The organism is Gaetbulibacter aestuarii, from assembly GCF_039537665.1.
Lineage (GTDB): Bacteria > Bacteroidota > Bacteroidia > Flavobacteriales > Flavobacteriaceae > Gaetbulibacter_A > Gaetbulibacter_A aestuarii.
In genome coordinates this window covers 1,667,115-1,686,955 of record NZ_BAABAY010000001.1, presented here as the reverse complement: position 1 = coordinate 1,686,955, position 19,841 = coordinate 1,667,115, and the positions used below count along the sequence as shown (strand labels likewise).

Annotated in this window: 18 protein-coding genes; 16 read left to right on the top strand and 2 right to left on the bottom strand. The window is 37.8% G+C overall.

Annotated elements, in window-relative coordinates; translation table 11 throughout:
• Positions 1–29 precede the first annotated feature (29 nt).
• The 4 genes from ABD682_RS07645 to ABD682_RS07630 are packed head-to-tail and all read left to right on the top strand — an operon-like array spanning position 30 to position 5,129.
• Complete coding sequence (locus tag ABD682_RS07645) at positions 30–704, top strand: TetR/AcrR family transcriptional regulator (RefSeq protein WP_344740525.1); 675 nt, start codon at positions 30–32, stop codon at positions 702–704.
• Between the two features lie 2 nt (positions 705–706).
• Entirely contained in the window at positions 707–2,377 is a 1,671-nt protein-coding gene (locus ABD682_RS07640; RefSeq protein ID WP_344740524.1) for a peptidase domain-containing ABC transporter, read from the top strand.
• Positions 2,370–3,722, top strand: coding sequence for an HlyD family secretion protein (locus tag ABD682_RS07635; RefSeq protein WP_344740523.1), 1,353 nt, complete (start codon positions 2,370–2,372; stop codon positions 3,720–3,722). The genes ABD682_RS07640 and ABD682_RS07635 overlap by 8 nt, the downstream gene beginning before the upstream one ends.
• Positions 3,723–5,129, top strand: a complete 1,407-nt coding sequence (locus ABD682_RS07630; RefSeq protein ID WP_344740522.1) for a TolC family protein — start codon at positions 3,723–3,725, stop codon at positions 5,127–5,129.
• Positions 5,130–5,151: 22 nt separating this feature from the next.
• Here the strand turns inward: ABD682_RS07630 and ABD682_RS07625 are convergent, their stop codons facing one another.
• Positions 5,152–5,985, bottom strand: a complete 834-nt coding sequence (locus ABD682_RS07625; protein WP_344740521.1) for a universal stress protein — start codon at positions 5,983–5,985, stop codon at positions 5,152–5,154.
• Positions 5,986–6,008: 23 nt separating this feature from the next.
• The gene (gene hemN / locus ABD682_RS07620; RefSeq protein WP_344740520.1) at positions 6,009–7,373 is read right to left on the bottom strand and encodes an oxygen-independent coproporphyrinogen III oxidase; all 1,365 of its coding nucleotides are present in this window, start codon (positions 7,371–7,373) and stop codon (positions 6,009–6,011) included.
• 129 nt (positions 7,374–7,502) lie between these two features.
• Between hemN and ABD682_RS07615 the strand changes: the two genes are divergently transcribed.
• From ABD682_RS07615 to ABD682_RS07560, 12 genes are all read left to right on the top strand, one after another.
• Positions 7,503–8,093: a superoxide dismutase family protein gene (locus ABD682_RS07615; RefSeq protein WP_344740519.1), complete on the top strand. Its 591-nt coding sequence runs from the start codon at positions 7,503–7,505 to the stop codon at positions 8,091–8,093.
• 90 nt (positions 8,094–8,183) lie between these two features.
• Positions 8,184–8,714 carry an RNA polymerase sigma factor gene (locus ABD682_RS07610; RefSeq protein ID WP_344740518.1) on the top strand — a complete coding sequence of 177 codons (531 nt, stop codon included), beginning with the start codon at positions 8,184–8,186 and terminating at the stop codon, positions 8,712–8,714.
• Between the two features lie 47 nt (positions 8,715–8,761).
• A complete protein-coding gene (locus ABD682_RS07605; protein WP_344740517.1) occupies positions 8,762–9,574 on the top strand; it encodes an anti-sigma factor in 813 nt (270 codons plus the stop codon).
• 174 nt (positions 9,575–9,748) lie between these two features.
• Positions 9,749–10,273 carry a hypothetical protein gene (locus ABD682_RS07600; protein ID WP_344740516.1) on the top strand — a complete coding sequence of 175 codons (525 nt, stop codon included), beginning with the start codon at positions 9,749–9,751 and terminating at the stop codon, positions 10,271–10,273.
• Between the two features lie 695 nt (positions 10,274–10,968).
• The gene (locus ABD682_RS07595) at positions 10,969–11,316 is read left to right on the top strand and encodes a VOC family protein (RefSeq protein ID WP_344740515.1); all 348 of its coding nucleotides are present in this window, start codon (positions 10,969–10,971) and stop codon (positions 11,314–11,316) included.
• Positions 11,317–11,378: 62 nt separating this feature from the next.
• Positions 11,379–12,185, top strand: coding sequence for a hypothetical protein (locus ABD682_RS07590; RefSeq protein WP_344740514.1), 807 nt, complete (start codon positions 11,379–11,381; stop codon positions 12,183–12,185).
• Positions 12,186–12,587: 402 nt separating this feature from the next.
• Entirely contained in the window at positions 12,588–13,271 is a 684-nt protein-coding gene (locus tag ABD682_RS07585; RefSeq protein WP_344740513.1) for an ATP-binding cassette domain-containing protein, read from the top strand.
• Between the two features lie 57 nt (positions 13,272–13,328).
• A complete protein-coding gene (locus tag ABD682_RS07580) occupies positions 13,329–13,613 on the top strand; it encodes a GNAT family N-acetyltransferase (RefSeq protein ID WP_344740512.1) in 285 nt (94 codons plus the stop codon).
• A 28-nt stretch (positions 13,614–13,641) separates the two neighbouring features.
• The gene (locus tag ABD682_RS07575; protein WP_344740511.1) at positions 13,642–15,228 is read left to right on the top strand and encodes a serine hydrolase; all 1,587 of its coding nucleotides are present in this window, start codon (positions 13,642–13,644) and stop codon (positions 15,226–15,228) included.
• A gap of 107 nt (positions 15,229–15,335) precedes the next feature.
• Positions 15,336–16,874: a carbon-nitrogen hydrolase family protein gene (locus ABD682_RS07570; RefSeq protein WP_344740510.1), complete on the top strand. Its 1,539-nt coding sequence runs from the start codon at positions 15,336–15,338 to the stop codon at positions 16,872–16,874.
• 172 nt (positions 16,875–17,046) lie between these two features.
• Positions 17,047–18,333: an MgtC/SapB family protein gene (locus tag ABD682_RS07565; RefSeq protein WP_344740509.1), complete on the top strand. Its 1,287-nt coding sequence runs from the start codon at positions 17,047–17,049 to the stop codon at positions 18,331–18,333.
• Positions 18,334–18,495: 162 nt separating this feature from the next.
• On the top strand, positions 18,496–19,794 hold the full coding sequence (locus tag ABD682_RS07560; RefSeq protein WP_344740508.1) for an aminotransferase class I/II-fold pyridoxal phosphate-dependent enzyme: 1,299 nt from the start codon (positions 18,496–18,498) through the stop codon (positions 19,792–19,794).
• The last annotated feature ends 47 nt before the right edge of the window (positions 19,795–19,841 follow it).

Genomic DNA, 19,841 nt, shown 5'->3' with positions numbered 1-19,841 from the left:
TATTATATTTGCATTCAATATTATTAAAAATGAATAGTTTACTTTCAAATTTAAGAATTTCGGTCCCGGAAAAAATCTATGTTAAAGATCCGGAATCGTCTGATTTAGGGAAGCGCATAGTAGAACACGGTATCATTTTGATTAATGAGATCGGTTTTGATGCATTTACCTTTAAGAAGTTGGGCGAACGTATTGGCTCGAATGAAAGCTCTATATATCGTTATTTCGAAAGTAAACACAAATTATTGTTGTACTTATCCTCCTGGTATTGGGCCTGGTTGGAATATCAATTGGTATTGGAAACCTATAGTATATCGGATTCAAGAGAAAAGCTCAAAAAAGCTATTGAGATCGTATCACGCACCACTGAGGAGGATTCTAATTTTTCGCATATTAACGAGGTATTACTGAACCAGATCATTATCAATGAAAATTCAAAATCCTTTTTAACCAAAACGGTCGACCAGGAGAATAAAGAGGGTTATTTCAATATTTATAAAAGTATTGTTCAGCGCTTACGCGATATTTTCCTGGAGGTAAATCCTGACTATCCGTTTCCATCGAGTTTGGCTAATACGGTAATAGATGGCAGTTTGCATCAACATTTCTTTAAGGATCATTTTGAATCTTTAACCGATTGCAAAAAAGATATTACCCCAACAGATTTTTACATCAATCTTGTATTTAACACCCTAAACATTTAAATATGGCAGTACCTACAATGAGTCCCTGGCAACGTTTGATCGGATTAATAGAACTTGAGCGCCGAGACATTTTACAAATTTTATACTATGCGATTTTCGCAGGGGTTGTAGCTTTAACCCTTCCTTTGGGTATTCAGGCCATCATAAACCTGATACAAGGGGCGCAGATATCCACATCATGGGTAGTGTTAGTAATTTTAGTAACCTTGGGTGTTATATTTTCAGGGGTTTTGCAACTGATGCAATTACGCATTATAGAAACATTGCAACAGCGGATTTTTATGCGCTCCTCCTTTGAGCTTACTTACAGGTTTCCTAAAATAAAAATGTCAGAATTGCGGAATTATTATCCGCCGGAGTTGGCCAACCGATTTTTTGATACCCTGGCTATCCAAAAAGGTTTATCGAAAATTTTAATTGATGTTCCAACAGCCGTGTTGCAAATTATTTTTGCCTTAACCCTACTGGCCTTTTATCATCCGTTTTTCATCATATTCGGTTTGTTATTGCTTGTTTTGGTTTTTGTCGTCTTTAAATTCACTGCAAAACGCGGTTTGGAAACCAGTTTAAACGAATCAAAAAATAAATATAAAGTAGCGCACTGGATTGAAGAAATTGCCAGAACGGTAATTAGTTTCAAACTTTCCGGAAAAACCAGTCTGGGTCTTCAAAAAAATGATACCCTGGTAGCGGATTATTTAAAAGCCCGTGAGAGTCACTTTAAGATCCTGATGATCCAATTTATTCAAATGATCACTTTTAAGGTGATCGTTACCGCCAGTTTACTATTGATCGGTGGTGCTTTAGTATTGAATCAGGAAATGAATATAGGGCAATTTGTTGCGGCCGAGATCATTATTTTATTGGTTATTGCATCCGTTGAAAAACTCATTATAGGGTTAGAATCATTTTATGATGTATTGACCTCCCTGGAAAAACTTGGCCAGATCATGGATAAAGACCTGGAGAGTCAGAAAGGAGAAAAAGACATTATTAAAGATACCCTTACCTTAACCCTGGACGATGTAAGTTATGAAGTTCCTGATCGCCCAAGTCCAATCATCAACAAGGTGAATTTAGTAATAAGCAGTAAAAGCAGACTGTTAGTGCAGGGAGAAAGCGGTTCAGGAAAATCTACACTTTTACGCTTAATTGCAGGTGCTATTGAGCCTACTTCCGGGCATATTTATATTAATAATTTATCTATTTCCGGAGTTAATTTAAACTATTATCGCGGCGAATTAGGATTATCCTTAACCGAGGAAACACCATTTGAGGGAACCATTAGAGAAAATGTAACCTTTGGCGATAAGGATATTAGTAATGACATGATTTTTGAGGTGTTCGAAAAAGTAGGTCTCAATAATTTCATCAGAGAACAACACAACGGGCTAGAAACCATTCTATATCCCGATGGAAAACAAATGTCTCATACGGTATCGAAAAAATTGGTTTTGGCCAGAGCTATCTTAAAGCGCCCGAAACTCATTATTTTAGAAGATGCCTTAGATCGATTTAACCCCAAAGAAACAGAGAGTATCATTAACTATTTAACACACAAGGATCGTCCCTGGGGCTTAATTGTAGTAAGTGGAAGCGACGTTTGGAGAAAAAAATGCTCCGAAGTCATTGTGTTGAAAAAAGGTGAACTTAAAACCAAGAAAAATGCTTAACATTTCAAATAATAAAGTTGGTAAACATATTGATTTATCTGGTTATAATTCAAGCAAATCAGTATTCAATAAAGCGTATTACAAACATTTTAATCGCTTTTTATTGGCCGTGGCCATTGTTGGTTTTATCGTATTATTTTTACCATGGACTCAAAACATTACCGGCCGTGGTCTGGTAACCACCTTAAAACCGAACCAACGACCACAGACCATACAATCTCAAATCCCGGGGCGTATAGAGGCCTGGTATGTTCAGGAAGGGGATTCTGTGAAGGTTGGCGATACCATTATGCGTATTTCTGAGATTAAAAGCGATTATTTCGACAGTCAGTTGGTAGAAAGAACCAACCAGCAGATCAAATCAAAAAGTTCGGCAGTATCAGCCTATCAATCTAAGGTGGAAGCTTTGAACAGACAGATCTCGGCACTATCTAAAGAACAGCGTTTAAAATTTGAACAAACCAAAAACAAATTACGGCAGGCCCAATTGAAGCTAAAAAGCGATAGCATCGAACTGGAAGCCGCAAAAACCAACATCGCCATTGCTGAAAGGCGTTACGAACGTGTAGAAACCCTTCAGCAGGAAGGCCTGAAAGCCGTGAAGGATGTTGAAGAAAATCGTTTAAAACTACAGGAAACACAAGCAAAACTTATATCAAAGGAAAACAATTATTTAGCCAGCCAAAATGAGGTGATAAATGCAGAGATTGAACTCTCAAGAATTAGTCAGTCCTATGTGGATAAAATCTCTAAAGCGCAGAGCGACATGTTTACGGCACAATCCAATCAGTTTGATACCGAGGCACAGGTGAGCAAACTTGAAAATGATTACACCAATTACAGTATGCGTCAAAATCTGCTCTACATCACAGCACCTCAAGACGGCTTTATCAACAAAGCTCTTCGCGGCGGAATCGGGGTTACATTCAAAGCCGGTGAAGATCTGGTGGGCATTATGCCAGCCAAATATGATTTGGCCGTTGAAACCTACATTAAACCCATCGACTTACCACTAATTCACGTTGGTGAAAAGGTTCGTGTACAGTTCGATGGGTGGCCGGCTATTGTTTTTAGTGGTTGGCCCAATGTTTCATACGGTACGTATGGTGCTAAGGTTGTGGCTATTGAGCAATTTATAAGTTCTAACGGAAAATACCGGGTGTTATTAGCACCCGATGAAAAAGATCATGATTGGCCGGAAGCCATTCGGGTAGGATCCGGTGCGCGCACTATTGCCCTACTGGAAGATGTCCCTATTTGGTTCGAACTATGGCGTCAGATCAATAGTTTTCCACCCAATTATTATCAGCCTGAAAGTAAAATGTCAGCTGACAAAAAACCCTAGATGATGAAGCATGTTTTAATCTGCCTACTATGCCTTTCCAGCACATTTAGTTTTGCTCAGGATCCCCCCGAGGTATTAACTCTTGCTGAGTACCTGGGCTATGTAAAGACTTTTCATCCCGTGGTTAAGCAGGCGCGTTTAATAGCTAGTGAAGGTGAAGCGAAATTAATGGAATCTCGTGGTGCTTTTGACCCTAAATTGGAAGTTGATTTTTCCAAAAAGGAATTTAAAGGCAGCTCTTATTATAATCAACTTAATACTGCTTTCAAGATCCCAACCTGGTATGGTATAGAATTAAAAGCGGCCTATGAAAATAATGACGGATTATATCTAAGTCCCGAAAAAACAGTCCCTGATGATGGTTTGTTCGGTGTTGGCGTATCGGTTTCCCTGATGAGGGACCTCTTGATCAACAAACGTATGGCCTTATTGAAACAAGCCCGACTTTATGTAAAACAAGCTAAAGCCGAACAACAATTACAGGTAAATCAGATCTTATACGAGGCCGCCTTAAGTTATTTCAAATGGTTGCAGAGCTACAATGAAAAGAAGGTTTATGAGGCATTTCTGGAGAACGCACAATTCCGCTTTGACGGTATAAAAAAGAGTTATGAAAGTGGTGAATTACCGGCCATTGATACGCTAGAGGCGCGCATTACTTTAAATACGCGAAAATTGAATCTGGAAAAGGCGCGAATAACTTACGTAAAATCCGGGTTAGCGCTTTCAAATTTTTTATGGTTGAATGATAACACACCCGTGGAATTAAGAGAACAAATGATCCCGGATGTAGAAGCAGGCAATACGGTTGATACTGTTTTAAACACCTCAGCTCTGGACATGGAGCAATTAGATCTGAGTGTACATCCAAAACTTCAGGCTTTGGACTATAAGTTGCAGGGTCTGAATTTAGAGCGCAAATTGAAGATGAATGCCTTATTGCCCAGAATCGATCTACAATACCAATTCTTATCCGAAACACCGGAATTAGCTTCATCCTTTAATACCATGAACTACAAAAGTGGTTTACAAGTAAATTTCCCCTTGTTCTTAAGAAAAGAACGTGGTGCCTTGCGTTTGGCTAATTTAAAAATGCAGAACATGGAGTTCGATATCGCTGTAAATAGGGTAAGCCTGAGGAACAAGATCGATGCCTTGAACCAGGAGTTGGCCTCCTATGTGAATCAAACCAAATACACTGAAGTTATTGTAGCCGATTATCAAACCATGCTGGAGGCAGAGGAACGAAAATTCTTTTTAGGTGAAAGTGCTTTGTTCCTGGTAAATACACGAGAATCGAAGCTCATAGATGCCAAGCTTAAAGCTATAGAATTAGAAACAGCGTTTAATAATACAAAGGCGGCATTGTATAACGTTTTGGCACGCCCGGAACCGGACATGCCATAAACGCCAATTTAGTTGGAAGAGATTACATTTTAAAGGTCATTACGGGTAGCGTGGCATGGTTGGCAACATCTTCACTGATACTTCCCTCGAAGAAATGTGCTAAACCTTTTCTACCATGTGTTGGCACAGCGATAAGATCTGCACCAATTTTATTTGCAAAATTTAAAATACCATCTTCAATAGTGTAATCATTAACGTAGTATACATCATCCAGTTTATCCAGGTTACCCTCGGCTTTTTGGAAAAAGTCAACCACTTTTTTCTCAATTTCAGCTGAGCTTCTAAACTGCTCATTCGGTAAATTTACATGTACAAAGTAGGGTTTCGCCCCTATAGATTTGAATAACAAGGTCGCTTTATGATACACTTCGATACTTTCTACACTAAAATCGGAGGCATAGACCACATCTTCAAAATTAATATCTCCCATTTTTTGTTTTATCACTAGAACAGGAATCTGAGCATTTCGTACAACGCGTTCTGTATTTGAGCCCACAAAAAACTCTCTTACCCCACTGGCACCATGAGATCCCATAACAATAAGATCAGCATGATTTTCAGCCGCCACATCGTTCACCTCGCTAAAAACTTTAAAATGTTTCACAATGGGGGTTATTTTAATGTCTTTCAGATAGTCCTTTTTCAAAAATTCTTCAAATTTTTGTTCAGCTAATTGCAAAAAGAAGGCGGCCTTTTGATTTTGAAGATCATCCGAAGCGGTAAGCATCACATCAGACATTTCCAACATGTGTAATACCAACAATTCGGCGTCATATTTTTTAGCAAGATTCGCTGCGGTTTCTAAAGCATATTCTGAATGTTCAGAAAAATCTATGGGTACAATAATTTTTTTCATTTGTTTTTCGTGTCTTTTTTTAGTTAAACAGTCATGGAAAACAACTTGGTTTCCGGTTGTTTCCGGTTTAGTAATAAGTCAAAAGCCATACAAATATTTCGTATGAAGGGCTTTCCCTTGTCAGTAACCTCTAACGCGTTGGAATCGATTTTCACCAAATCATCATGTTCCATCTCCTCGAAACGGGAAAGTACATTCGGAAGGGCTTCAAACCAATCTTCTTCATCAGACCAACTTGTCTTAAAGGTACACATTAAATTTAAAATATGCTTTCTTATCACAAGGTCTTCTTCATTCAAAATATGACCTCGGTAAACGGGAAAAATATTATTATTTAGCAAATGCATATATTCTTCTACACCTTTTACATTTTGAGCAAAGGCATACCAGCTATCACTGATGGCTGAAGCACCCAGACCAATCATAAGTTTAGTTCTCACTTCAGTGTATCCCATAAAATTGCGGTGCAGTTGATTTGTTTCAAAAGCTTTATACAAAGTGTCCTGCAGAAGCGCGAAATGATCCATACCAATATCATGATAACCGGCAGCTATCAGGGCTTTTTTCCCAGCTGTATACTGCTCTAGTTTCTCTTGTCCTTTGGGCACATCGGCATCACCAAAACCACGTTGCCCGTTGCCTTTTCTCCAGGGCACATGTGCATAGCTGTAAAAGGCGATACGGTCGGGTTTTAGTTGTTTTGTTTTCTCGATAGTTTCCTGAACGTGCTCCAGCGTTTGACGAGGTAATCCAAAAATAAGATCATGCCCTACGGAAGTATAGCCCATTTCCCGAGCTGTTTTAGTAACATATGCAACTTGTTCAAAGGTTTGGATACGGTGAATGGCATGCTGCACCGTTTCATTATAATCCTGAACACCGAAACTCACCCGACGAAAACCGAGATCGAAAAGTGTTTGCAGATGTTCTTTTGTAGTGTTATTTGGATGACCTTCAAAACTGAATTCGTGTTCATCAGCCACCATCGCTCTTTTTAAAATACCTGTGATCAAATAATGTAAATTCTTAGGACTGAAAAATGTGGGCGTACCACCACCAATATGTAGCGCCTTGATCAGCGGTTTTTGTGGTAACAGTTTTAGGTATAAATCCCATTCACGTAAAATGGCATGAATATAAGGACGCTCTACATCGTGTTTTTTGGTGATCCGTTTATGACAGCCGCAAAAGGTGCACAAACTTTCACAAAACGGCAAATGAATATACAAACTGATACCCGCTTCAAGATCTGAATCCGAGAATGCTTTTAAAACAGAACTTTTCCAGTCTTTAAGGGAAAAATCGTCAGCGTTCCAGTACGGTACCGTTGGATAACTGGTATATCGAGGTCCGGGAACATTATATTTGTTCACTAAGGTGTAGCACATAAAAGAGTAGTTTTATTTTCAAATGTACCGGAAGCGTTTCGAAAAAAACATGACATCTGTCATGTCGGATATTTGCAATTGGTTCTGTAAAAGCGTAACTTTCGCTTAAATCCAAATAAAATCCAAAACATGAAAAAAATAGTATTAATAGCGGTTCTTGCCAGCCTTAGTTTTACAGGTTGTAAGAACAAAAAAGAAGATAATAATGATGCTGTCATGCCCGAAACTCCAATGATGGAAGCTGCTGAAAGTACGATGACTCCTAAAATGGTAACGGCTACACTAAACCCAAAAAGCGATAGTAATGTTAGTGGTACGGTTACTTTTGAAGAGGAAAATGGCGTGGTAAATATGACGGCTAAAATGAGTGGTTTAGAACCCGGCGTTCATGCGATTCATTTACACGAATCTTCAGATTGTTCGTCGCCTGACGGAAAATCTGCCGGTGGTCACTGGAATCCAACAGCACAACCGCATGGAAAATGGGGCGATGCCAACGGATACCATAAAGGTGATATTGGTAATTTTACCGCTGATGCTGATGGCAATGCCACGGTTACCTTCTCTACGGATGAATGGTGTATTGGCTGTGATGATCCTAACAAAAATATTATAGGTAAAGGTGTTATTGTACACGCCGGGGCCGATGATTACACCTCACAACCATCCGGTGCAGCGGGAGCACGTGTAAGCTGTGCAGGCATCATTGAAGTAAAATAAGAATTTATAAACTTAATTAATGAAAAGCTACTGTAATTGCAGTAGCTTTTTCATTTTATATTTAGTATTTTCGAAACCAAATCATCATCCATGGATCTAGACCTTTTGGTAAAACAATTTCAAAACAAAGACGAAAAAGCTTTTGAATCACTATATAAGATGTACAGCGAAAGTATGCATGGGGTGATCTTCAATATCGTTCGTGATGACGCTATTGCGGAAGAAGTAATGCAAGATGTTTTTATCAAGGCCTGGCACAAGGCCGATAACTACGATGCTAAAAAAGGCAGGTTCTTCACCTGGTTGTTAAACATATCGCGCAATGCCGCTATTGATAAAACACGCTCTAAGAGTTTCAAAAAGAAAAAACAAAACCTCAATGCTGATTTTTTCGTAGATATCATTGAAACGCACGAAAGTCTGGATCGATCAACGGATGCGATCGGAATTGCCAAGTTTGTAAAGAAACTGGCTGAAAAATGTAAAGCGGTTATAGAATTGCTGTACTTTAAAGGGTTTACACAGCAAGAAGCTGCCGAGGCTTTGGAAATGCCAATTGGCACCATAAAAACCCGAAATAGAAATTGTATTAAAGACCTAAGAGAAATGGTCTTAAAATAATAAAGTGAAAGAACTATTTTTAATTTATAATACCAGATCCTTATCACATGGATGTTAATGCTTACATAGACTCAGGAATACTAGAACTGTATGTTGCAGGTGCCCTTTCCGAAAAGGAAAATGAGGCCGTGTATGCCTTGATCCAGGAACATCCTGAAATATTACAGGAGGTTTTAGCTATCGAGTCGGCTGTATTGAAACTTACTGCAGCGGCATCACCGGCAGAAGCCAAAAGTGTTTGGGAAAAGGTAAAATCAGAGATTCACGAGGCGCCTAAGGAAACGGAAAGTCCGAAAGTCATCACCCTTAAAAAGGCAAAATACAACTGGGTAACCTATACCGGTTGGGCCGCTTCTATTGTATTGGCTGCGGGATTATTGTGGACCTTAAATCAGAACAGAACATTAAAAACGGATATCAAAACTGCTGAAACGCAGCAATCCGAATTGGAATTACAAATAGAAAAATCGCGTAACAACCTGGAAGAGACCCAAACTTTACTATCTGTATTACGTGATGCTGAAATTAAGCAAGTGCCTTTGGAAGGTCAGGGTGATTTTACGAACACCTATGCCAAGGTGTATTGGGATAAAGACCAACAGCGCGTATTTATTGATGCACAGGGTTTACCCGATCCGCCACGCGGCAAAGTATACCAGGTATGGTCGTTAAAATTGAGTCCGCTTACCCCTACCAGTTTAGGAACGATCGCCCAGTTTGACCAGGATGCCAACAAGATCTTCGAACTTCCTAACCCTAACGACAGTGAAGCCTTTGGAATTACTTTAGAGCCTGCAGGCGGAAGTGAAACACCAACCATGGAACAGTTGTATACTTTGGGTGTGGTTAAGGCGAGTTAAGTCACTTATGTATAAAAAAATGATAAACCTTCAGGAATTTCTCTGAAGGTTTTTTGTTGTGGGCTATTCTGGATAAACGCACCTAAAATTTCCTCTTATCCGGAGGATGGACCCCAAAAAGGTGTATATTTACTTACATATAACGAGTTGGCAAACATATAAATCGAGACCTGATTGAATAAAATACCTGGAATAAAAATATTAATTGCTTTACCAATTTTGTTTTTGGGTTTTTTTTTATTGTTGAGCAGACCATGGGATAATCCGACAATAAATGACATTTATTTGGAAAAATATCAAAATCAAAAATTCGGAATAATTGAAAAAACTACCCTCTGGAAAGGTTGCAGACTGGAAATTGAATTTGAAAACTTAGATAGAAAATATAGCTCTTTTAAAAAAGATACTGCATCGTTTTCTATTGGAAATGATTGCGAGGTAGCTGAACAAATACAGCGGAAAGATTACTTTCAAAAACTTCCAAAAAGCAATAAATGTTTTATTATCAGAAATGATAGTATTATGTTATTTGACTGCAATACTGATTTAGACTTTTTAATTGAAAAATACAAAATTCAAATATCAGAAATCAATGGTTGGAACTTAGATACAAATTATATCTGGTTTGAAATGCCTTATAAACCTGTTGAAAAATTCCTCTCCAACGACTTATATGAAAAGTATAAATCAAAAAAATAAAAACGTATGCCAACAACGCATAAAATTCATTGCTTGGTTCTCGCCCATCGGAAAATCCTGCGGATTTTCCTACGGTTGGTTTTTATTTGCTAAATTGGTTACCTAAACACGCAACAAATCTTACACCAAACGTTGTGTGTAATTTGAAATGAAAGCTATTAGACAAATATTCATAATATTAATTGGGATTGGAATAATTTATTTTATTTCAGTTATTACATTCGTTTTTAAGCCTGACATCAATGACTTTTTAAAACGTACTGATTTTGTGAGTAACCAATGGATTAATTGGGAAGAATCAGAATCGTCTTTTTGATTGAGATGGCATATGACTCATGACTTAACATCAAACTATAATCTAAAGGTAAAGACCAAAGCCCAAATTCAACAATTACTTGGAAAACCGTCTAGTCAATCGATTAACGAAATGAGATACTATCTTGGTTTGACCGGACATGGAATTAATACAGGTTCTTTAATTTTTGAATTTAAAAATGGTCTAGTGACAAAATTTGAAATTTGGCAAGGTTAAAAACCACACACATCATCGAATAAAATTCATCCCTAGGTTCTTGCATCTCTGAAATATCTTGCGGATTTTCCTACGGTTCGGTTTTATTTGCTAAATTGGTTACGCAATCACGTAAAAAACTTACACGAAACCTTGGCATAATTGATAAAGTAAAGAACTGACCATGAAAAATCTAAAAACTTGCAGGATCAATGTGATGATCTCAAACATGGACAAAGCCATTGACTTTTATCAGGGCAAACTAGGCTTAGAATTAATTAACAGATACGGAGATCATTATGCTGAAATACAAGCGCCTGATCTTTTAATTGGTTTACATCCTGCATCGGAGAAAGTAGTGAAAGGAAATAATCTTTCTATCGGATTTGGTGTTGTTAAATTTGATTCAACAATCAGAGAACTTGAGGCAAATGGAATCAGCTTTCAAATAGAACAAGATGGTTGGATTCGAATTGCTTACTTCACTGATCTGGATAATAATCATTTGTTTTTAGCTGAAAGAAAAGATTAACACGGTGTCCAAAAAAGCTAAACTCCATTAAAATACATTTTAGCCACAACATTCGGAAACATATGAAAAAACAGATTCCACATATAATAACATTCTTTGTAATGACACTATATATGTCAGCCCAGGAATGTGAATATAGAGAGTATTTTCGAATAATAGATTCCGCTAAAAAAGAATATTCAAAGCACAATTTTAAAAAAGCGAATGAAATATTTAAAATTGCTTTTTCAAAAACAAACTTTCCTCTCGGACACGATCTAAGTTTTGCATTGATATCCGCCGTGGAGGCAAAAGACGATCATTGGGCAGGAACCATTGCAGAATATCTAGCAAAAGGAGGGACACCTTTACGATATTTTGGAAAATACAAAAAGGAGAAGTGGTATAAAAAATTCAGCTCTAACTTTCAAAAGTATGCCACTTTTTATAGAGACAAATTAAACCCTGTTTTGAAAGACAAATGGTTAGCCCTGATTGAAAAAGATAGAGAATTTAATAGTAAATATCACGAATGGCGCGTAGGAGAAGCTGAACTTACTATTCAAGAGTTAACACATGGAGCGAATGAAATTCTAGAAGAGTTTAAAACGCTGACTGAAGCATATGGCTTTCCAAATGAACGAATTATAGGATATCATTATGTTCAAAGAAAAAATGCCATTGAACGTTTTCCTATTGAAGGTCTCATAGTGCACATTTACCAACGAGGTGTTTTGATTTTCGAAAATGAAATACCTAAAATTGTTTGTAATGGTGGATTACATCCGCAATGGATTGAAACATTGAAAAAGATACGGGGATTTGGAGATAGTACCGGGATAGAACAGGAAATGAAAGCAAGATATGAGAAATTCAGAGGAACTGAATAAAATACATTCGCCTAACAAGATATCACTAAATTACAGGCGGACTGAACGATGTTAAACCAAACAAGAAACGTGGTTTCCGAAATCAAAAAAAATGCTAATAAATACTAAACACAACAATAAAAATTAGAACCTGAGAATCCTTAAAAACATATTACTCTTCCAAAGAAAGATATTTTTTGTATCCCTTTTCATAGCCTTAGTTGTTTCTCTGGTACTAAAAGCTAGTCCTAAACTATTTGCCTTATTCTATGTTATGATAGCGCCTTTAGTGCATTTGTTCTTTTATGATATTAAAGATAAAAACCAATATTATTACTATTATAATTTAGGATTGAATAAGGTGCAACTTTGGATGTCCACCTTGATTATTGGACTTCTTAATTTTCTTATGCTGTCCATTCTATGAGTTATCTTCAAGTCGATAGTGTTGCAAAATCCTTTGATAACAAGGTCATACTAAGTGATGTCTTCTTGTCTTGTGAAGTTGGAACAGTTAATGGCCTCATCGGGCGGAATGGCTGTGGAAAATCTACGCTTCTAAAGATTATTTTCGGAACTGAAAAAGCCGAATACAAATTTGTTCGCATCGGAAATAAGGTTATCAAAAATATTTCTGATGGCAGACATTTGATCAATTATTTGCCTCAAGACAATTTTCTTCCAAATAACATCAGGATAAAAAATCTCATAAAGTTGTTTCTACCAAAAGCTTGCAGGGAGGTTGTTTTAAAAAATGAATATGTTGTACCACTGTTACAAAAAAAGAATCAGGAATTATCGGGAGGCGAAAAGCGTATCGTAGAGATCTTATTGATCATTCATTCTAATGCACAATTTATTCTTCTTGACGAACCTTTTAACGGCGTTAGTCCAATTTTACGCGATTACATCATAAATTACATAAACGACATGAGATCCTCAAAAGGTTTCATCATTACAGATCATGATTATGAAAATGTTATTAATCTGGCCGATAACCTTTTCTATTTGCAAAATGGTTATTTAAAAGAAGTTAAAAATCAAAGTGAATTAGTGGCCTTAGGTTACATCTCACCCGCAATCTTTAACGAAGTTTTTAAACAATAATTCTAAATCTGAAACGAAAATCGTATTTTCAAACAAGAATAAGAAAACTACATTACTATGGTTAGAATAGAACGCGAAGACAATGGCCGAAAAGGAAGATTCGTTATTTACGAAAACGACACCTACGCCGGAGAAATGACCTTTACCTGGGCCGGAAAAAACAAATTCATCATCGATCATACAGGCGTTGAAGATGGCTTCGGCGGTAATGGTTTCGGAAAAAAGCTGGTTATGAAAGGTGTGGAATTCGCCCGCGAAGAAAACGTAAAAATTTTACCGCTTTGCCCTTTTGCTAAAGCTGAATTTGATAAGAACGAGGATATCGCTGATGTTCTTTTTTAAATACACTAACAACCTAACTCAAAGTATTATGAATAATTTAAGCACAAAGTTTGTCCTGATCTGCTTCTTACTTTTTATTTTAAAACCTGTTGAAGTTTTCTCTCAGGTCAGTTCACAAGATATCGATGCCCTCGTTGAGCGTGCTTTAGACAGTTTCGCCGTGGCGGGAGTAGCTGTAGCGGTTGTTAAAGATGGAAAGATCGTTCATGAAAAAGGTTATGGTATGCAATCTATAGAAAGCAAAAAAGAGGTGGATGAGCATACTAATTTCGGGATCGCCTCCAATTCAAAAGCTTTTACTACAGCGGCTTTAGCAATATTGGTAGAAGAAGGTAAATTAGCCTGGACGGATCCTGTTGTTAAATACATTCCGGAGTTTACCATGTACAATCCTTATGTTAAGGAAAACTTCAATATACAAGATCTGCTGACGCACCGCAGTGGTTTAGGTCTGGGTATTGGCGATCTTATGATGTTCCCGGATGGTTCAGATTTTGGTATCAAGGATATTTTGAAAAACTTCCAGTATTTTGAACCGGTTTCTGCCTTTCGCACCAAATTCGATTACGACAATTTGTTATACATCGTGGCAGGCGAAGTTATTAAACGCGTAAGTGGTATGCCCTGGGAGGAATTTATAAGTAAACGTATATTTGAACCACTTCAAATGACGCACTCCTACACCTCTTTAGCTGAAGCCGAAGCTCACGAAAACCTGGCTTCACCACACCTAAATAAAGGTCAAGAAATTTCTCTGACAGAGCCTGAATCCTGGGATCCTGAGAAGATCAATGGTGCTGCCGGAGGTATCAACTCCAATGTTCATGATCTGGCTAAATGGATGCTCTTGCAGTTAAACAACGGAAAATATGGACCTGAATTAAAGCAACAACTCTTCACTGAAACCAGTCAAAGAGAAATGTGGAAGATCCATACCGTTATGAATGCGAACCGAAACCCCCGATATAATTCGCATTTCGCCGGTTATGGTTTAGGCTGGTTCCTAACGGATGTAAATGGCAATATGGAAGTTTCTCATACCGGTGGCCTTATCGGGATGTTATCTAAAACCATTCTTGTGCCCGACCTAAATCTTGGTATCGTAGTACTTACCAACACCTATATTGATGGCGCAGGCGTTTTTTCAGCGGTGTCGCAAACCATTCTCGACAAATATCTCGGTCTTGATGATTTTGATTGGATTGCTTTATATTCAAAAAACTTGAAGCAAAGTATGGGTGATGCAGACAACGTGGTTAACAAAATTTGGGAAACCGTTGATGCTGCTGATGTCTCAACGATCGATAAAACCAACTACTCAGGTATTTACAAAGATCCGTGGTTTGGAAAGATCAAAATTTATGAGCAGGATGGTGATCTGTGGTTCAAGGCCATGCGCTCGCCTAAATTATCCGGGCAAATGTATTACTATGATGCAAATACCTTTGTTGTGAAATGGACCGCATCAGGTCTCACTGATGCAGATGCCTTCGTGATGTTCCAGTTGGATGAACACGGTAAGGCCAATGCCTTTAAAATGAAAGGAATTTCCCCTGTAATCGATTTTAGTTTTGATTTTCAGGATCTCAATCCGGTTAGGGTTCAGGAAGATTAATAATCGAACTTTCTGGTGTTGCAGCCATTTCTTAAAGGCATGCCTTTTTCTTATCTTCGTGGTTTACCCCATTATGGTGTTAAAAAAACATCATCAAAAAGAAACATATGATTGAGAATATAGAAAACATAGAACTTGAGTATCTAACCCTGGATGATTATAAAGAGTTAAAAGCTCTGATGATCGAAGCCTATCCCAATATGCCTGATGCTTATTGGGAACAGCGACAAATTGAGTCATTAATTGATAAATTCCCGGAAGGCCAGGTTGGTATTAAAATAAACAACGAACTAGCCGGGTGTGCCTTAGCCATAATTGTTGATTCCGGTTCCCTGGACGACAAACATACCTACTTAGAAATTACCGGGAAAGAAACGTTTAATACCCATGTAGATGATGGCGATCTCCTCTACGGGGTTGATATTTTTATTAAGAAGGAATATCGCGGCTTACGCCTGGGTAGACGACTCTATGATTACCGCAAAGAATTATGTGAAAAATTAAACCTGAGAGGTATCGCCTTTGGCGGAAGAATCCCCAATTACCACAGGTATGCCGATACACTGAGCCCGAAGGAATATATTGAAAAAGTAAAACGCAAGGAAATCAACGATCCCGTTTTGAATTTTCAAATATCCAATGATTTTCACCCTTCAAAAATCCTACATAATTATTTGGAAGGCGATGAGGCTTCCAACGAGTTTGCTGTGCTCATGGAATGGGATAATATCTACTATGAAAAGCAAACCAAAAAAGCGACTTCCAATAAAAAAGTGGTGCGTTTGGGATTGATACAGTGGCAAATGCGCCTTTATAAAGATCTGGAGGAACTGATGCAGCAAGCCGAGTTTTTCCTCGATACGGTTTCAGGATATCGTTCCGATTTCGCGCTTTTCCCGGAGTTTTTCAATGCCCCGCTAATGGCCGAAAACAACCATCTCCCGGTTTCTGAGGCGATTCGGGAACTCGCTAAACACACCCCTGAAATCGTGCAGAAATTTTCAGAATTATCAATTTCGTATAACATCAACATCATTACGGGTAGCATGCCTGAAATTAAAGATGAATTGCTTTACAATGTTGGCTATTTATGCAAAAGAGATGGTAGTGTGGAGCGTTACGAAAAACTACACGTAACTCCGGATGAGGCCAAGGTTTGGGGTATGCAAGGTGGTCATGAATTACGAACCTATGATACCGATTGTGGTAAGATTGGCATTCTTATTTGTTACGATTGCGAATTTCCTGAATTGAGCAGACTCCTGGCCGACGAAGGCATGGATATTCTATTTGTACCCTTCTTAACTGATACGCAAAATGGTTATTCCCGCGTACGACACTGTGCACAAGCCAGAGCGATAGAAAACGAATGTTACGTGGCTATTGCAGGAACCGTAGGGAATTTACCTAAGGTAGAAAATATGGATATTCAGTTTGCACAATCCATGGTTTTTACACCCTGTGATTTTGCCTTTCCAACCAATGGGGTTAAGGCGGAAGCCACAGCCAACACAGAAATGATATTGATTGCGGATTGCGATATCGATCTGTTACGCGAATTAAATAAATTTGGTAGTGTACGAAATCTTAAAGACCGAAGAAAAGATATTTTTGAGTTGAAGAAAACAGGTAAGAAAAGGAATTGATAATACTGATATTTTCTCTTGTTTAAAGGCATTTATTCAATTATTTGCAGTGGTAAATTTATGACTTCAAAACAAGAAAATTTTTGAAGTTTGTGGTATCTTTAATAGAAAAAATCCCATATCTGTTTTAAATCCTTTTGGGTTTTGCTAGACTTATAAGATCGTCCAAAAAATGAATTCACTTGTAGACATACAATCTCTTTTTCCGCAACCTTTTTATTTATTTATTATGGTTGCAGTATTCTCCTTTTTGATTGGTCTGGAGCAACGTACTAAATTTTCTACCGACCCTAAACCAGCTATCTTCGGTACCGATCGAACTTTTACCTTCATCGGGATATTAGGTTTTGTACTCTACATTATTCAGCCTAAAACATTAATTCCGTTTTTACTCGGGGCGGTACTTTTGGGCGCCTTACTCCTGGCCTTCTATATCAAAAAAATAGCGATTGAAAATGATTACGGTCTAACCACTGTGGCTCTGGCTCTAATCACCTATTGCCTGGCACCTTTGGTTGCTACACAACCCATTTGGTTGGTCATTATCGTAGTAGTTCTTTTACTTATCATGGAAGAAATCAAAAAACCTTTGTTGGAATTCTCAGAAAAAGTTCACAAAGATGAATTTATTACGCTGGCGAAGTTTTTACTTATGTCCGGCGTTATACTTCCGCTCGTTCCTAATAAACCGATCTCAGAGCATTTGGATTTTTCCCTGTATAATTTTTGGCTTGCCATAGTTGCGATCTCTGCAATCTCTTATGGTAGTTATCTTTTAAAAAAATATGTATTTCCAAAATCAGGAATTATATTAACCGGTATTCTTGGTGGCATGTACAGTAGCACGGCAACGACTTTCATTTTAGCTAAAAAAAGTAAGGAGATCAACGACGATTATAAACTTTCAGCAGCAATCGTTTTGTCCACCTCCATGATGTTCGTACGTATTTTTATACTGGCGCTTATATTTAATATGACCATTGCAAAAAGCATCGCTCCCGCTTTTGGAATTTTATTTCTATTATCACTTATTGCTTCCGCTATTTTACTTAGGCTTGCTAAAAACAATAAAACCTCGGAAGAGCAGCCCATACAAATGACAAATACCTTCGAGAATCCACTGGAACTAAAAACCGCTTTCATTTTTGGTTTTTTATTCGTTTTCTTTTCCATCCTCACGCAATACGTTACCGAACACTATAGTGTGCATGGAATAAAAATTCTATCTTACCTCGTAGGTGTTACCGATATTGATCCTTTCATAATTAATATTTTTCAAGGGCATTTTAATGTCACCCAAAATGTACTGGCAATTGCTATTATTAACGCAGTAACCAGTAATAACCTTCTTAAAATGATCTATGCCCTGACGCTTTCCAAAAGATCAATTCATAAATACATCATTTTCAGCTTCGCTATCCTTATAATTTTTGGAATTATTCTAGCCTACTGGATTTAAGCTCAACCCTATCATAAATTCGGTTAATTAATTCATCTTTAGTGAAGTTATAAACACTTTACCTCAAATATCTTACTCAAAGAATGCTCAAATTTTACTTTTCCATATCTTAGCACTAAGAAGTAGAATTTTTAAATTACACCTACTTTTAAACTCATAAATATGCCTTTAAAATTCACTAGCCTCTCCAAAAGAGGAAACAACCTGGCCGACAGTCCTGCCCGTATCGATTTTGAATTGTTCATGGAAGCCAGTGAAAATATTTATCATCCGGAAACTAATCCAAAGGGTGCTTTTCCTTTAAATGTTGCTGAAAACCAATTATCAGCTTTGGATATAAAAAATAAGCTCATCTCAATCTTTAGGGAAGAAACAATTCCTGATTGGGTTATGGGCTACACAAGTGCTTTAGGACACCCGGAAGTTCGTGCCTCTATTGCAAAATTCATGGAACAGCATCTCTGCTACTGTCCCATTGATCCGGAAAGTTTAGGACTATCCGCCGGTGCCTCAGCAGTAATTGAAACAAGCACATTTATGTTGGCTAATCCCGGTGATGTTGTGGTTATCCCGGCACCTGCCTACCCCATGTACACCAATGATACCGGTGTAAAAAGCCTTATGGAACGTTACAATCTACAAACGCACTTCGATATAGAAGCATTGGGAAACCAGGGTCCCGTAACTACAAGTCATTTGGATCAAGCCTTGAAAGATTTAGAATCTCAATCCAGGGTTTTTAAACTTTTATTGATCACCGCTCCGGATAATCCAACCGGTTGTTTGTATACCGAACCGCAACTAAAAACACTTGCGAATTGGTGTATGGAACGCAACATTCATATGGTTGTTAATGAAATTTATGGTTTATCAAGAATCGAATCTCATGGATCAGAAGAGCAAAACTATTGTTCTTTCGCTAAAATAATGCATGAAGCAAAAAGTGATTATCTTCATATGTGGTATGGATTTTCAAAAGATTTCGCCATGTCGGGTATCCGTATTGGGGTGGCCCACTCTTTAAATGAAGCCTTTATCAAAGGTTTGGATAATGTGAATGTGCCACATATGGTATCTAACCTGGCACAATGGGGTATCAGTGAACTTTTAAATGATGCTGATTTTGTGAGCCAATATATCATTCTAAATAAGAAACGTTTAAGTCAAAGCTATAGACTCATGACAAAAGCTCTGGACGAGCTGAATATTCCTTATGTTCCCGCCAAAGGAAGTTTTTTCATCTGGGCTGATTTTTCAAATTATTTATCCGAACAAAGTACCGAGGCCGAAGACCAGTTATGGTTGGATATTTATACGAATACTAAAGTGCTCCTAACGCCCGGCAAGGGCTTCGGACATGAGAAAAAAGGGCTTTTCAGGATCGTGTTTACGGCAGTACCTTTCGAACATTTGAAGGTTGCTGTGGAACGATTAAAAGGATATCTTTCGAGATCATATTAGTCCTTCATTCCACCTAATTTCTTGATAACTTTTAATTTTCAAATGAA